General features: G+C 72.1%; 13 protein-coding genes and 1 tRNA gene. 10 read left to right on the forward strand and 4 right to left on the reverse strand.

What is annotated here, in order from left to right; translation table 11 throughout:
* Window positions 1-28 precede the first annotated feature (28 nt).
* Window positions 29-1,180, forward strand: coding sequence for a GAF domain-containing sensor histidine kinase (locus AB0C78_RS20325; protein WP_360750079.1), 1,152 nt, complete (start codon window positions 29-31; stop codon window positions 1,178-1,180).
* On the opposite strand, the gene AB0C78_RS20330 is transcribed toward AB0C78_RS20325, so the two are convergent.
* Window positions 1,167-2,345 (reverse strand): saccharopine dehydrogenase NADP-binding domain-containing protein, encoded by a 1,179-nt coding sequence (locus tag AB0C78_RS20330; RefSeq protein WP_360750082.1) that lies wholly within the window; start codon window positions 2,343-2,345, stop codon window positions 1,167-1,169. The genes AB0C78_RS20325 and AB0C78_RS20330 overlap by 14 nt on opposite strands.
* 180 nt (window positions 2,346-2,525) lie before the next feature.
* On the opposite strand from AB0C78_RS20330, the gene AB0C78_RS20335 reads away from it, so the two are divergent.
* Window positions 2,526-2,705, forward strand: a complete 180-nt coding sequence (locus tag AB0C78_RS20335) for a hypothetical protein (protein WP_360750085.1) — start codon at window positions 2,526-2,528, stop codon at window positions 2,703-2,705.
* On the opposite strand, the gene AB0C78_RS20340 is transcribed toward AB0C78_RS20335, so the two are convergent.
* Entirely contained in the window at window positions 2,662-3,591 is a 930-nt protein-coding gene (locus AB0C78_RS20340) for a LysR substrate-binding domain-containing protein (protein ID WP_360750088.1), read from the reverse strand. The two genes, AB0C78_RS20335 and AB0C78_RS20340, sit on opposite strands and share 44 nt — an antisense overlap.
* A 201-nt stretch (window positions 3,592-3,792) precedes the next feature.
* On the opposite strand from AB0C78_RS20340, the gene AB0C78_RS20345 reads away from it, so the two are divergent.
* The 8 genes from AB0C78_RS20345 to AB0C78_RS20380 all read left to right on the forward strand — a co-directional run bounded on the left by AB0C78_RS20345 (window position 3,793) and on the right by AB0C78_RS20380 (window position 10,132).
* Window positions 3,793-5,226, forward strand: coding sequence for a form I ribulose bisphosphate carboxylase large subunit (locus AB0C78_RS20345; RefSeq protein ID WP_360750091.1), 1,434 nt, complete (start codon window positions 3,793-3,795; stop codon window positions 5,224-5,226).
* A 1-nt stretch (window position 5,227) separates the two neighbouring features.
* Window positions 5,228-5,656: a ribulose bisphosphate carboxylase small subunit gene (locus AB0C78_RS20350; protein ID WP_151542493.1), complete on the forward strand. Its 429-nt coding sequence runs from the start codon at window positions 5,228-5,230 to the stop codon at window positions 5,654-5,656.
* A 20-nt stretch (window positions 5,657-5,676) separates the two neighbouring features.
* The gene (gene cbbX / locus AB0C78_RS20355) at window positions 5,677-6,621 is read left to right on the forward strand and encodes a CbbX protein (RefSeq protein ID WP_360750094.1); all 945 of its coding nucleotides are present in this window, start codon (window positions 5,677-5,679) and stop codon (window positions 6,619-6,621) included.
* A gap of 98 nt (window positions 6,622-6,719) precedes the next feature.
* On the forward strand, window positions 6,720-7,628 hold the full coding sequence (locus AB0C78_RS20360; RefSeq protein WP_225991911.1) for a PAC2 family protein: 909 nt from the start codon (window positions 6,720-6,722) through the stop codon (window positions 7,626-7,628).
* 83 nt (window positions 7,629-7,711) lie between these two features.
* Window positions 7,712-8,131: a CBS domain-containing protein gene (locus AB0C78_RS20365; RefSeq protein WP_151542490.1), complete on the forward strand. Its 420-nt coding sequence runs from the start codon at window positions 7,712-7,714 to the stop codon at window positions 8,129-8,131.
* Window positions 8,128-8,775 (forward strand): dienelactone hydrolase family protein, encoded by a 648-nt coding sequence (locus AB0C78_RS20370; protein WP_360750097.1) that lies wholly within the window; start codon window positions 8,128-8,130, stop codon window positions 8,773-8,775. Before AB0C78_RS20365 ends, AB0C78_RS20370 begins: the two co-directional genes overlap by 4 nt.
* Window positions 8,776-8,807: 32 nt before the next feature.
* Window positions 8,808-9,992, forward strand: a complete 1,185-nt coding sequence (locus tag AB0C78_RS20375; RefSeq protein WP_360750099.1) for a geranylgeranyl reductase family protein — start codon at window positions 8,808-8,810, stop codon at window positions 9,990-9,992.
* A gap of 65 nt (window positions 9,993-10,057) precedes the next feature.
* Window positions 10,058-10,132 (forward strand) — tRNA-Val (locus AB0C78_RS20380).
* Between the two features lie 66 nt (window positions 10,133-10,198).
* Here AB0C78_RS20380 and AB0C78_RS20385 read toward each other — a convergent pair.
* Together AB0C78_RS20385 and AB0C78_RS20390 are read right to left on the reverse strand one after the other, a co-directional pair.
* Complete coding sequence (locus AB0C78_RS20385) at window positions 10,199-11,461, reverse strand: tyrosine-type recombinase/integrase (RefSeq protein ID WP_360750101.1); 1,263 nt, start codon at window positions 11,459-11,461, stop codon at window positions 10,199-10,201.
* A 187-nt stretch (window positions 11,462-11,648) separates the two neighbouring features.
* Complete coding sequence (locus tag AB0C78_RS20390) at window positions 11,649-13,628, reverse strand: DUF3987 domain-containing protein (RefSeq protein WP_360750103.1); 1,980 nt, start codon at window positions 13,626-13,628, stop codon at window positions 11,649-11,651.
* Window positions 13,629-13,887: the final 259 nt, after the last annotated feature.

A 13,887-nucleotide genomic window follows, 5' to 3' on the forward strand; every position in this document is an offset into this window, starting at 1 on the left:
GGGGTCTTCGCCGTCGTCGCCGGCGGAGTTGCTCGCCGGGCGGGGCAACGACCTGCTCGTCCGGATCGTGGCGGTGGCCTGCTCCGACCGGGAGCTGCCGCGGATGGCCGACGAGCTGGCGGGGTTGGTCGTCCGGTCGGCGCGCGCGCTGACGTTCTGCGACGTCTACGTACTGGACGACGAGGAGCGGGCGCTCGAATGGTCGGGTCCGGCCGTCCCGATAGGGGAGGGTGATGTGGGCTGGGTGGCCGCCCACGGCCGTGCCCGCGCGCACACGGACGGACGAGGCGTCGCGATCCCCGTCCGCAGCGGGAACACCACGATCGCCGTAGTCGACGTGCGGTCCGCAGGCCCGTGCCCGGACGACGACGTAGCGCTGGTGACCGCGCTGGCCGAGCTGTTCGCGCCGGTGTTGTGCTCGTGCCGGCGGCTGCGGACGGCCCGCGAGCGCGAGCACGCCGCCGAGCGGTTCGCGGAACGGGCCGTCGAGGCGCAGGAGGCCGAGCGGTCCCGGCTCAGCCGGGAGATCCACGACGGCATCGCGCAGCGGCTGGCCAGCCTGGGCTTCCACCTGTCGGCGGCCGAGCGGGCGCTGCCCGAGCACCATCCGGAGGGCCTCGCGCAGATCATGATCGCGCGGAAGCTGTGCGAGCTGGCGGCGGCGGAGACGCGGGCGGCGATCGGCGGGCTGCGGCCGCCCGTGCTGGACGACCTCGGCCTGTCGGCGGCGCTGGCGACGCTCGCCCGGGAGGCGGGCGACGGCCCGGGGCCGTCCGGCGTGCTCGACGTCAGCGTGACCGTGGAGGGCGAGCTGGAGGAGGAACTGCCCGACCACGTGCAGACCGCGCTGTACCGGATCGCGCAGGAGGCCGTCGGCAACAGCCTGCGGCACGCGTCGGCGACGTGCGTGGACCTGCTGCTGGAGCACGCGAGCGACCGGGTCCTGCTGAAGGTCACCGACGACGGCACGGGGTTCTCGGTGCGCGAGGTGTTCGCGCAGGGCGCGCGCGCGGAGCGGACCCGGCGCACCGACTCCTACGGCCTGCGCGGCATGCGGGAGCGCGCCGAACTGCTGGGCGGCCGCGTCACCGTGACCAGCCGCCCGGGCGTCGGCACGACCGTCGAGGCGGTCATCCCCGTCCCGGGCCGCGGCCGCCCCGGACCCGCTACCCGCGGCTGAGCACCCGGAAGGCGATGCCGGCGGCGGTGAGCCGCGCGATCAGCGCGTCGCCCATCGCGGTGGCCGTGGTGACCTGCCCGGACGTCTTCGGAAGGTCGTCGTGGGCCAGGCACAGCGCGGACTGCGCGAGCATCTTCGCGGTCTCGCCGTAACCGGGGTCGCCGCCCGCGACCTCCGTCACGACGCGCTTCCCGCCGCCCTCGCCGACGAACTTCACGCTGAACCAGTTGCGGGCGCGGCGCTCCGGCGACGGCCCGTCGCCCGGCGCGCGGAGCCGCAGCAGCAGCGACCGGGTCGGCGGGAGCTGCGCGAGCGCGAGCAGGGCACCGGAGCCCACCGCCATCCCGGCGGCGACGGGCAGCCGCTTGACCGCCAGGTAGTGGCCGTAGGAGAAGTCCGGGCCGTACCGGTCGAGGGCGGCGGCGGACCGGGTGACGATCTGCGGGTCGATGGTCGGCAGCGGGAGCGTCCAGCCGCCGCCGATCCGCGCGCGCGGCGCGGGCCGCCGCGAGATCCGGACCGTCCGGCCCTCCGGCCGCCCCTCGACGCGGCGCCGCTCGCGCTCGGCGCGCATCATGCCGGTCACGTCGGCGAAGATGCCGACCGCGGAGGCGATCGTGCCGCCGGACGCGTCGCCGTGCACGCGCAGGAACCCCTCGACGTGCAGCGGGACGCCCTCGGGCAGCTGCTTCACGGTGAAGTAGGCGCCGAGGTCGTGCGGGATCGAGTCGAAGCCGCAGGCGTGGACGATCCGGGCGCCGGTGCGGACCGCCTCGTCGTGGTACTTCAGGTACATCCGGTCGACGAAGGTGGGCTCGCCGGTGAGGTCGACGTAGTCGGTCCCGGCGCGCGCGCACGCCGCGACGAGGGGTTCACCGTACTGGACGTACGGCCCGACCGTCGTGATGACGACCTTGGCCGACCTCGCGATCTCCTCGATGGAGGACGGATCGGTGGTGTCGGCGTGCAGCAGCGGGAGGTCCGCGCAGGCGGGGTCGATCGCGGCGGCCCGGTCGCGGACGGCGGCGAGCTTCGCCTGGTTGCGGCCGGCCAGCGCCCAGCGCGTGCCCGGGTCGGCGTGCCCCGCGAGGTACTCGGCGGTGAGGGCGCCGGTGAAGCCGGTGGCGCCGAACAGCACGATGTCGTACGGACGGTCGGTGGTCATGGCTGCGCCTTTCCCCGGTACTGACGGTGAACCTGTACCGAACCTGATTCTGTCGTGCTTCCGTCCCGCCGCGCGCACCCTGGCCCACCGATGTGAGCGACCGCACGCAGGATCCTCGCGCGCGCCCGGCCCATGCCTGCGTATGCCCTAGTGTTGGCCCCTACGAGGGGGGATGGTGGCGTGATCGGGCTCGCCGTGGCGATGGACGTGGTCGCCGTGCTCTGCCTCTGCTGGTCCCTCATCGGCGTGCTGCGGCCCGCGACGGTGCCGGGCGGCGGTGACGGCGGACGGTCGGTGGCGGTCGCGCTCATCGGCGTCAGCCTCGTCCTCCTGTCGGTGCCCCTGTGGAGCCTGCCCTAGCGGGGGCCTCGGAAGCCGCCTGAGGGGCCGTCCAGCCCGGGGCGTCCAGCAGGTGGCGGACGAACAGCAGCGTCGTCGGGGTCGGCGCGGCGCCCGCGACGGCGTGCCACGGACGGTCGAGCGGCATCCCCGGCATCTCGATCACCACGAGCCGTCCCGCCGCCAGCTCGGCGCCGACCGCGTCCCGCGACACCAGCGCCACCCCGAGCCCGGCCGCCGCGCCCGCGATCACCGCGCCGTTCGAGCCGAGCACGAGCCGGGGCGGCGCGACCTCCCGTTCGGCCAGGTAGGCGTCCGCGGACGCCCGCGTTCCCGAGCCCGGCTCGCGCATCACCCACGGCGTCCGGGCGGCGGAGAAGCCGTCCGCGACGTCCGGCGAGCCGACCACGACCAGCTCGTTCGGACGCGTCGCCAGCACGGTCGCGGCGGCGTCCGCGGGCGGGCGCCCCGCCAGGACGAGGTCGGCCTCGTGGGCGGCGAGGCTGCTCCACACCTGCCGCCGCGGTCCCACTTCGAGGTTCAGCTCGACGTCGGGCCAGCGCGTCCGGAAGGAGGCGAGCAGCTCGGGGAGGATCTGGTCGGCGGCCGTCGTCACCGCCGCCAGCCGCAGCGGCCCGCGTCCCGGGTCGGCCGCGCCGCGCGCCGCCGACCGCCCCTCCTCCAGCAGGCCGAGCACCTGCCGCGCGTACCCGGCGTAGACGGTCCCGGCCGGGGTCAGCCGGACGCCGCGCCCCACCCGCCGGACGAGCGGGACGCCGAGGTCGCGGGTGAGCGCCGACACCGCCGCCGACACCGCTGACTCCGTCACGTACAGCCGGAGCGCCGCCGCCCGCACGGACCCGGTGTCGGCGAGCGCCACGAACGTCCGCAGCCGCGCCTCCGTCACGTCCGGCCTCCTCGTTCAAGCGAATACTTGAGGATCACCGTAGAACACTTGATGGACAGCGCAAGTGTCGGGAGGCGAAGCTCATCGCGTCACGGTTCCACGTGGCCGGGACGCGGCGCTCCGCCCCCATTCCCCTGGGCATTGCCGTCCTTTCGCGGGACGGGCCGCCGCGTCCCGCCCAGCACGCGAAGGAGATCGGCGATGGGTTCGGGCAGATGGTCGGCGGGCGTGATCCCCTACGCGGAGATGGGCTACTGGAAGCCCGACTACGAGCCGAAGGACAGCGACATCCTCGCCGCCTTCCGGATCACGCCGCAGCCCGGTGTCCCGCCGGAGGAGGCCGGCGCGGCCGTCGCGGGCGAGTCGTCCACCGCCACCTGGACGGTCGTGTGGACCGACCGGCTCACGTCCTACGAGAACTACCAGGCCAAGTGCTACAAGGTGGAGCAGGTCCCCGGCCAGGAGAACCAGTTCATCGCCTACATCGCCTACGACCTCGACCTGTTCGAGGAGGGGTCGATCGCGAACCTGACGTCGTCCATCATCGGGAACGTCTTCGGGTTCAAGGCGCTGAAGGCGCTGCGCCTGGAGGACATGCGGATCCCGACCCACTACGTGAAGACGTTCCAGGGCCCGGCGCACGGCATCGTCATGGAACGCGAGTACCTCGGCAAGTTCGGGCGCCCGCTGCTCGGCGCGACCGTCAAGCCGAAGCTCGGCCTGTCGGCCCGCAACTACGGGCGCGTCGTCTACGAGGCGCTGCGCGGCGGCCTCGACTTCACCAAGGACGACGAGAACATCAACTCGCAGCCGTTCATGCGCTGGCGCGACCGGTTCCTCTACTGCATGGAGGGCGTCAACCGGGCGCAGGCCGCGACGGGCGAGGTCAAGGGCCACTACCTCAACGTCACCGCCGCGACGATGGAGGACATGTACGAGCGCGCCGAGTTCGCGAAGGACCTCGGCAGCGTCATCGTGATGATCGACCTGACGATCGGCTACACGGCGATCCAGTCGATGGCCAAGTGGGCGAGGCGCAACGGCGTCATCCTGCACCTGCACCGCGCCGGGCACTCCACCTACACGCGGCAGAAGAACCACGGCGTGAACTTCCGCGTCATCGCCAAGTGGATGCGCCTCGCGGGCGTCGACCACATCCACGCCGGGACGGTCGTCGGGAAGCTGGAGGGCGACCCCAACAGCGTCCGCGGCTACTACGACACCCTCCGCCTCGACCACGCGGCCGCCGACCCGGTGAAGGGCCTGTACTTCGACCAGGACTGGGCGTCGCTGCCGGGCTGCATGCCGGTCGCGTCCGGCGGCATCCACGCCGGGCAGATGCACCAGCTCCTGCACTACCTCGGCGAGGACTCGATCCTGCAGTTCGGCGGCGGGACGATCGGCCACCCGATGGGCATCGCCGCCGGCGCCACCGCCAACCGCGTCGCGCTCGAGGCGATGATCAAGGCGCGGAACGAGGGCCGCGACTACCTCGCCGAGGGCCCCGACATCCTGCGCGCCGCCGCCAAGCACAGCCGCGAGCTGGACATCGCCCTGTCCACCTGGGGCGACATCACCTTCACCTACGAGTCGACCGACACCCCCGACGCCGTCGAGACCCCCGTGAGCGTGTGACATGCGGATCACCCAAGGCACCTTCTCCTACCTGCCCGAGCTGACCGACGACGAGATCGCCAAGCAGATCGCGTACGCCCTGGACCAGGGCTGGCCCTGCTCGGTCGAGTTCACCGACGACCCGCACCCGCGCAACTCCTACTGGGAGATGTGGGGACTGCCCATGTTCGACCTCACCGACCCCGCCGGGGTCCTGTACGAGGTGAAGGAATGCCGCAAGGCGTACCCGAACCACTACGTCCGGCTGAACGCCTACGACGCGCACTACGGGCGCCAGACCACGGCGCTGTCGTTCATCGTGCAGCGCCCGCCCGTGGAGCCCGGCTTCCGGCTCGACCGCGAGGAGACCTCCGACCGGCGCATCCGGTACACGCTGCACTCCTACGCGACGGACCGTCCCGAAGGCGAGCGCTACGGGGACCCGCTTTGAGCGACCGTCCCGGGTTCGGCATGCGACCCTCCGAAAACGGCTCCCCGGCGGTCCCACCCCAGGCTCCCGCCGCCGGGGAGCCGGCCCCGCCCACGCTGCCCGCGGACGCGCGCGTCGACCTCGCCAAGGAGCGCGCCGACTCGCACGCCGACGAGGTCCTGGACGCCCTCGACGCCGAACTCGTCGGCCTCGCCCCGGTGAAGACCCGCATCCGGGAGATCGCCGCGCTGCTCCTGGTGGACCGCGTCCGCGCGCGCTTCGGCATCGACTCCGGACGGCCCAACCTGCACATGTGCTTCACCGGCAGCCCCGGAACCGGGAAGACGACCGTCGCCGTCCGGCTCGCCGAACTGCTCCACCGGCTCGGCTACATCCGCAAGGGGCACCTGGTCTCCGTCACGCGTGACGACCTCGTCGGCCAGTACGTGGGCCACACCGCGCCGAAGACCAAGGAGGTCCTTAAGCGCGCCATGGGCGGCGTCCTGTTCATCGACGAGGCGTACTACCTGTACCGGGCCGAGAACGAGCGCGACTACGGGCAGGAGGCCATCGAGATCCTCTTGCAGGTCATGGAGAACCAGAGGGACGACCTCGTCGTCGTCTTGGCCGGCTACAAGGACCGCATGGACTCCTTCTTCGCGTCCAACCCCGGCATGAGCTCCCGCATCGCCCACCACATCGACTTCCCCGACTACAAGCCGGACGAGCTGGAGGCGATCGGCCACCTGATGATGGAACGCGAAGGGTACGTCCTGGCCGCGGAGACCGAGCCGGTCTTCCGCGACTACCTCGACCGGCGGCGCGTCCAGCCGCGCTTCGCCAACGCCCGCTCCGTCCGCAACGCCATCGAGCGCGCGCGCCTCCGGCACGCCAACCGCCTCCTGGCCGCCGGCGGCGAGGTCGACCGCGCCGCCCTCACCACCCTGGCCCCGGACGACTTCCTCACCAGCCGCGTCTTCCTGTGATCCACGGCACCCGAATGAGGTCGCGATCACAGTCGGGAAAGGGATTCACCTCTTCATGTCCTAGTGTTAAGACGAGACATGAAGAGGTGGGGGAGAAGTTGCTGAACCCTGAGGATCTGTACGAGCTGGACACCGACCTGCCGGAGATGACCGGCCCGGTGCTGCTGCACAGCCTCGACGGCTTCGTGGACGCCGGATCCACCGGGCAGCTCGTGCGCGAGCACCTGCTGGAGGCCTTGGAGCACCGCGTCATCGCCCGCTTCGACGTCGACTCGCTGATCGACTACCGGGCGCGCCGCCCGACGATGACCTTCGACCGCGACCACTGGGCGTCCTACGACGCGCCCGAGCTGGTGGTGCGGCTGCTCCGCGACGAGGTCGGAAGCCCGTTCCTGATGCTGTCCGGGCCCGAGCCCGACCGGCTCTGGGAGGGCTTCACCCAGTCCGTCGTGCACCTGGTGAAGCGGCTGGACGTGGGGCTGGTCGTCGGGTTCCACGGCATCCCGATGGGCGTGCCGCACACCCGCCCGGTCGGCGTCACCGCGCACGCCACCCGGCCCGAGCTGATCACCCGCAACACCTGGTTCGACAAGGTGCAGGTGCCCGGCAGCGCCGCCGGGCTGCTGGAGCTGCGGCTCGGCGAGGCGGGCCGCGACGCGCTCGGCCTGGCGGTGCACGTCCCGCACTACCTGGCCCAGTCCGCCTACCCGGCCGCCGCGGTCGCCGCCCTGGAGCAGATCGTCTCCACCACCGGGCTGGTGCTGCCGGTCGAGCGGCTCCGCGAGGCCGCCGCCGCCACCGACGCCGACATCGCCGAGCAGGTCGACGGCAACGCCGAGGTCGAGAAGGTCGTCCGGGCGCTGGAGCAGCAGTACGACGCGTTCGCGGGCGCCGCCGAGCGCGACAGCCTGCTCGCCGAGTCGCAGGACATGCCGACCGCGGACGAGCTCGGCGCGCAGTTCGAGCGGTTCCTGGCCGAGCAGGAGGGCCCCGACTCCTCGTCCTGACCCCGGCGGACGTCCCCCTCGGGTGTCCTGACATATCCGGCCGGGCGCTGGGTAGGCGAGCCCCCGAGGGGGGAGGACCGCCCATGGCCCAGAGAGTGAACGAAGTGATGACGCCGGTGCCGGTGGCGGTGTCCCCGGACACCACGCTGGTCACGGTGAGCGACCTGATGCGCCGGCACGGCATCGGCGACGTGCTCGTGGTGCACGAGGGGCGCCTGCGGGGACTGGTCACCGACCGCGACATCGTCGTCCGCGCCGTCGCCGTCCAGAAGGACGTCGGGGACACCACGGTCGGCGACATCTGCAGCACCAACATGGTGACGGTGGCGCCCGAGGAGGACGCCGACGAGGCCGTCCGGCTGATGCGGCGGCACGCCGTCCGGCGGCTCCCCGTCGTCGACGGCGACCGCCCGATCGGGATGGTGTCGATCGGCGACCTCGCCGTGCAGCGCGACGAGCGCTCGGCGCTGGCCGACATCAGCGCGGAACCCCCCAACACATGATCACGCTGAAGCTGCCGGACGCCGAGCTGAACGGCGACCTCGCGATCCCGGACGACCCCGCGGGCATGGTGGTGTTCGCGCACGGCAGCGGCAGCTCCCGGCACAGCCCCCGCAACCGCGCCGTCGCCGAGGGCCTGAACGCCGCCGGCATCGGCACGCTGCTGCTCGACCTGCTCACCGAGCAGGAGGACCAGGTCGACCGGGTCACCGCCGCGCTCCGCTTCGACATCGAGCTGCTGACGATGCGGTTGATCGGCACCGTCGACGCGCTCGCCGAAGGACTCGAGTCCGCGCCGCACACCGCGGGCCTGCGGATCGGGCTGTTCGGCGCCAGCACCGGCGCCGCCGCCGCACTCGCCGCCGCCGCGGCCCGCCCGGACGTCGGCGCCGTCGTGTCGCGCGGCGGCCGCCCCGACCTCGCCGGCCCGTCGCTGCCCCGCGTCCGCGCGCCCGTCCTGCTGATCGTCGGCGGCGCCGACCCCGAGGTGCTGCGCCTCAACGAGGAGGCCCGGCAGCAGCTGGACGCCGCCGAACTGCACATCGTCTCCGGCGCCACCCACCTGTTCGAGGAACCGGGAGCGCTGGAAGAGGTCACCACGCAGGCCGCCGACTGGTTCAACCGCCACCTCGACCACGGAAACTGATTCGGAACCGGCCCCCGGGGCACGATGTCGGCATGCCCGACGTCATCGTGGTCGGAGCCGGGCCGGCCGGCTCGGCCGCCGCCTGCCACCTCGCCCGCTCCGGACTCGACGTCCACGTGCTGGAGAAGTCCGCGTTCCCCCGCGAGAAGGTCTGCGGCGACGGCCTCACCCCGCGCGCCGTCCGGGAACTCCTCGACCTGGGCATCGACATCGACGGCCCCGGCTGGTTCCGCAACCGGGGGCTCCGCCTCATCGCCGGCGACCGCCTCCTCGAACTCCCATGGCCGTCCGGCGGCCCCTACCCGTCCTTCGGCCTCACCCGCACCCGCCACGACTTCGACGACATCCTCGCCCGCCGGGCCGTCGCCGCCGGGGCGATCCTGTCGCAGAACACCAAGGTCACCGCCCCGCTCCGGGACCGGACGGGCCGCGTCACCGGCGTCCGCACCGACGCCGGCGAGCACCGCGCGCCGATCGTCATCGCCGCCGACGGCGCGTCCTCCCGCCTCTCCGTCGCCCTCGGCCTGCACCCCCGCCGCGACCGCCCCATCGGCACCGCCGCCCGCCGCTACTACCGCAGCCCCCGCCACGACGACCCGTACCTCGAAGCGTGGCTCGACCTCGTCCCCGCCGGATACGGCTGGGTCTTCGGCATGGGCGACGGCACCTGCAACGTCGGCGTCGCCCTCCTCCGCACCGCGCACGCCGACTACCGCCGCCTCCTCGGCGACTGGCTCGCCCGCACCCCGCCCGACTGGGGCTTCACCGAGGAGAACGCCACGTCCCCCCTCCGCGGCGCCGCCCTCCCCATGGGCTACACGCGCCGCCCCCACTACCTCCCGGGCCTCCTGCTCACCGGCGACTCCGGCGGCATGATCAACCCGTCCAACGGGGAGGGCATCGCGTACGCCCTCGAAGCCGCCCGCATCGCCGCCGAGACCGTCACGACCGCCCTCGCCGCCCCCACCCCCGGCGCCCGCGAGCGCGCCCTCTACACCTACCCGTCCGCGATCCGCCAGGCCAACGGGCGCCCCTTCACCCTCGGCCGCGCCTTCGCCCGCGCCATCGAGAACCCCGCGGTCATGCGCGCCGCCACCCGCGCCGGCCTCGGCAGCCCGCCCCTGATGCGCTTCGCCCTCAAGCTCCTCGGCAACCTCACCGACCCGTCCGCCGACCGCCTCGCCGCCGCCCTCACCCGCCTGGCCCCCGCCTCCTGACCGTCCCGCCACCGTTTCGCGATCGCCCCACCGAACCAGGTACGCTTTCCCGGTCACGAGCACGCGGGCGCGTAGCTCAGGGGTAGAGCACTCGCCTTACAAGCGAGGAGTCGGCGGTTCGAAACCGTCCGCGCCCACCAAGGTCAGGGCCATGATCCAGCAAGCTGGATCATGGCCCTTCCTCATCCGAGTGACAGAGTGAGTGACTAAGGGTTCTCGTCCGTGCCGTCTTCGGCGGCGAAGATGCCGTCCATGGCGGTCGCGCCCTTCTCCATGACGGGACGGATCTGCAGGCGGTAGACGGTCTCGGTAACGGCCGTGCTGCGGTGGCCTACCAGCCGGGAGATGTCCTCGATGGGGATGCCGTGGTCGGACAGCACCGACACGAAGCTGTGCCGCATCTCCCGCGGCGCCCACTCGGCGCCGACCAGCTCGGCCTGGTCGAGGACCTTGCGGAAGTCCCGCCGCACGTTGGCGGCCGACAGCGGGAGGCCGCTGCGCGTGCAGAAGACCAGGCTGGGCTCGGAAGTGGCGTCGCCGGCGCTCTCGCGAATCGCCTCCTGGTGCTCGTGGAGCCGTTGGAGCGCCTCGACGCAGATTCGCGGCAATTTCAGGGTGCGGCGGGACTTCCTGGTCTTGGTGTCGCCCTTCTTGCGGACGGATCGCCAGACGTACATGGCATAGGCACCGTGTTTCCAGCCCGCTTCTTGGACGGGAATCCATCGTTCGGCGTCCTCGACGTAGGCGACGACGTGATCCCAGGCCAGCGCTCGCAGTTCCTCGGTACGGGCCCCGGTCGCCAGGGAAAGGACGATGTAGGCGCCGATCCTCGGTTCGGTTTTCCGGGCTGCGTTGAGCACGGCCTTTGCCTGGACGAGCGTTAGAGCTTTGGACGGGCGCCCCTCCCGGCCCTCGGGGACGTCGCACAGTTCGACGACGTTGCGCCGGACCTTGTCGCGTGCCATGGCCTTCCGCACCGAGCGGTGCAGGATGGAATGGACGAGCTTGAGAGAGCGCGTGCTGAGCTCCTCGGACTTGGCCTTGAGCCAGTTGTCCACGTCCTCGGCGGACAGGTCACGGAGCTTGCGGGCGCCCAAGGCAGGGATGACGTGGTTCTCGGCGAACGTCCGGTTCATCTCCACGGTGCGCTCGGATCGGCCGCTGAGGCCGTGCTTCAGCCAGTACTCCACCGCCTCGCCGACCGTGTACTTCGCCGGCTCGGACGGCAGGCCGTCCTCGTGGTCACGCAGGACCTTGCGAAGCGCCTCCTTGGCGGCGGTCTTGGTCCTGCCGCTGCCCTTCCGGACGATCCGCTTGCCCTGCGGGGTGTATCCGACGGTCACGGAGGCGATCCAGCGGCGTCGGCTCTTGTCCCAGTGCAGGCCACCGTCCCCGCGGCTGCGCCGCTTGGGCTTGTCGCCGTTGCCTTCGTCCGGGCTCTCGGGCGCACGCCGGTCGTCGTCAGCCATGAGTTCCTCTTCCGGGTCAGGGGTCACGTTGAGTGATGGGTGGCGAGGCCCGGACGTGGCTCTGCACGGCTGCACGCATGCACACAATGCACAACAATTGATTTCCGTGCATTGTGTGCATGCGTGCAAGGGTGCGGGCGGCCGTGAGCCGGTCGGGCCAGTGACGGTGTGTGACGGTGGGCGGTGGTCACGAAGTGCCCTCCGATGCGGTGTTCGGGTGGGTTTCGTAGGTGGCGGCGGGTGCCCGTCCGGCGCCTCCGCTGCGAGGTGGGACGGGCAGGCGCCTAATCCAGCCGTGGGTTTCCAGGACGCGTAGGCCGGCGTCGACGTCGGCGACCTTGCGGAAGCGGGGCCTGAGGGCTTGGACGGCGTCGCGGGCGGTGAAGCGGTGAGTGCCGGTGCGTGCGATCCAGTCGCGCAGTGCGCGAGCGTCGGCCAGGTCGGGGTCAGCGCCGATCAGGTCGTAGGCGGCCTGGGCGTGCGCGAGGAAGTAGTCGCCGATCTGGCGGGCGCAGGCGAAGGTCTCCGCGGTGATGGGGCGGGCCCAGGTGCCGTGGTGGTGTTGGGCTATGTGGAGCAGGCCGGCGATGCGGACGACGGCGCCCGGGTACTTGCCGCCCCAGTCGGGCATGTGCGCGAGGTCGTTGCCGGGCCGGTATCGCGGCTCGGTCTCGCGAAGCAGCTCCTGGACGGCGGCAATGGCGGAGTCGCTGAAGTTGAGGCTGATCGGTTCGTCGCGGTCATGTAGCCGGGTGATGAGGCTGGTGAGCGTGTCGGCGTAGGTCTGGGCGACATGTGGCGGGATCAGTTCTGGGCTGGCGTCGCGATAGCCGAGCAGGGAGGCGGGGACGGCGTACAGGATGCGCCCGAGCAGGCCCTGGCCGCGGAATTGCGGTGTGTCCGCGAGTCCGGCCAGGACGTCAGGCTGAGTACAGATGCCGAGTGTGACGTGCGCGGACTCGATGATCTCGGACGGCCGCCCGACGCGGTCGATCCGCATTCCCTCACCGGCGTGGCCATGCTTGAGGACGGCGAAGTTCGGTGCGCCGCTGTAGCGCCCTGCGGCGATGGAGAAGATCTCGCCTTCTGGGGAGAGGACGGCCATCCGTCCGCCTTGCTGCGCGAGCTGAGACGTCAGAATTTCAGGCGTGGCGTCGTCGGAGAACAGCCGCGGCTCGGCCGGGACCTGCAGCTCCTGGAGCCGTTCGGCGGCGATGCGCGCGTCGGCCAGGTGCTGCTCGCGGACTACGGCGTCAATGGCGTTGATCGCGGCCTTTTCCGCCTTCTCCATGTCCGCCTCGGCGACGCGCCGCTGCATGGCGATGTCGGTGATGTACGGCTGGGCCTGCTCTCGCAGCATTGCCTCGGCGGCGCGGATCGGGCCGGTCATCGCCGCGAACACTTCGGATTTCCGGTTTCCAGGCCCGAGGGCAATGACGGTGAAGATGTTGGTCGGTTCGTGCCAGCCGCGCGCTTGGACCCAGACCTTGCCGCCGGCGGCGACCGCGAGCACGGCCAGGGCGAGACAGCCCGCCAGGTCGGGCGGCGTCTGGGTCTGCTCGGCCAGCCGGGCGGCGTACTCGGCCAGCCAGTCCGGCAGCATCGGCAACGGGAACGTCGGCAGGATGCGGGCCGCCTCGAGCGGCGTGGGGGTCGGCCACCCCCGGGCGTCCGGTGCGGTGATCTCCTGGACGGCCGAGGTGACGGCGCCGCGTAGGTCGGTGGTGTCGCCGTCGGCCGCCTGGTGGCCGAGCTGGGTGAGGCGGATGCCGGTCGTCGCGACGGTCCGGGCGTAGGCGAGATCGGCCAGACGGCGCGCGTAGTAGGCGGCCTGTGTCGAGGACACCGTGTCCTGGATCAGGGTGTGCAGGTAGGGACCGCCACCGACCTTGCCGAGTCGGCGCGGGCCGAGCTCGGCGGCGACCGCGGTGGGTTCGCAGGGGTCGCCACGGTCGGCGAGGTCACAGATGGCCTGCCAGATCACCTGATGGGCGGGCCGGTAGAACTCGCTGCCGTCGAGCACGTCTCGGGCGTCGGCTACGGCTCGCGCGGACAGCATCATCGCCCCGAGGACCTGTCGTTCGGCTCCGAGGTCGTGGGGGAGCGCCTGGGACAGGCTCTGGTCGTCCTGGCGATCGTCCACGACGCGAAGCGGAGGCTTGGTCATCGGGTGACCGTCCTCAAGACGCTGTGTCGTCCGGGCGGGCGTGCCCAGGCAGATCTCATTGGTCCTCCACGGCGAAGACGAGGCCGTCCGCGAGCGGTGAGCGGGACGGGACGGATGTGACTCGACGGGCCGAGAGAGGCCCGGTCCACCGGAGCCGGTGGCCGGGCTCTGCTCTTCAGGTCGGCCGGCGAGAGTCGTTCGGCTGAACCCGTGACACCGGTCAGGGCCACAGGTAGGGGCTGGGGGAGGGAGTTACAGG

It is taken from the genome of Actinomadura sp. NPDC048394 (assembly GCF_040651755.1).
Lineage (GTDB): Bacteria > Actinomycetota > Actinomycetes > Streptosporangiales > Streptosporangiaceae > Spirillospora > Spirillospora montaniterrae.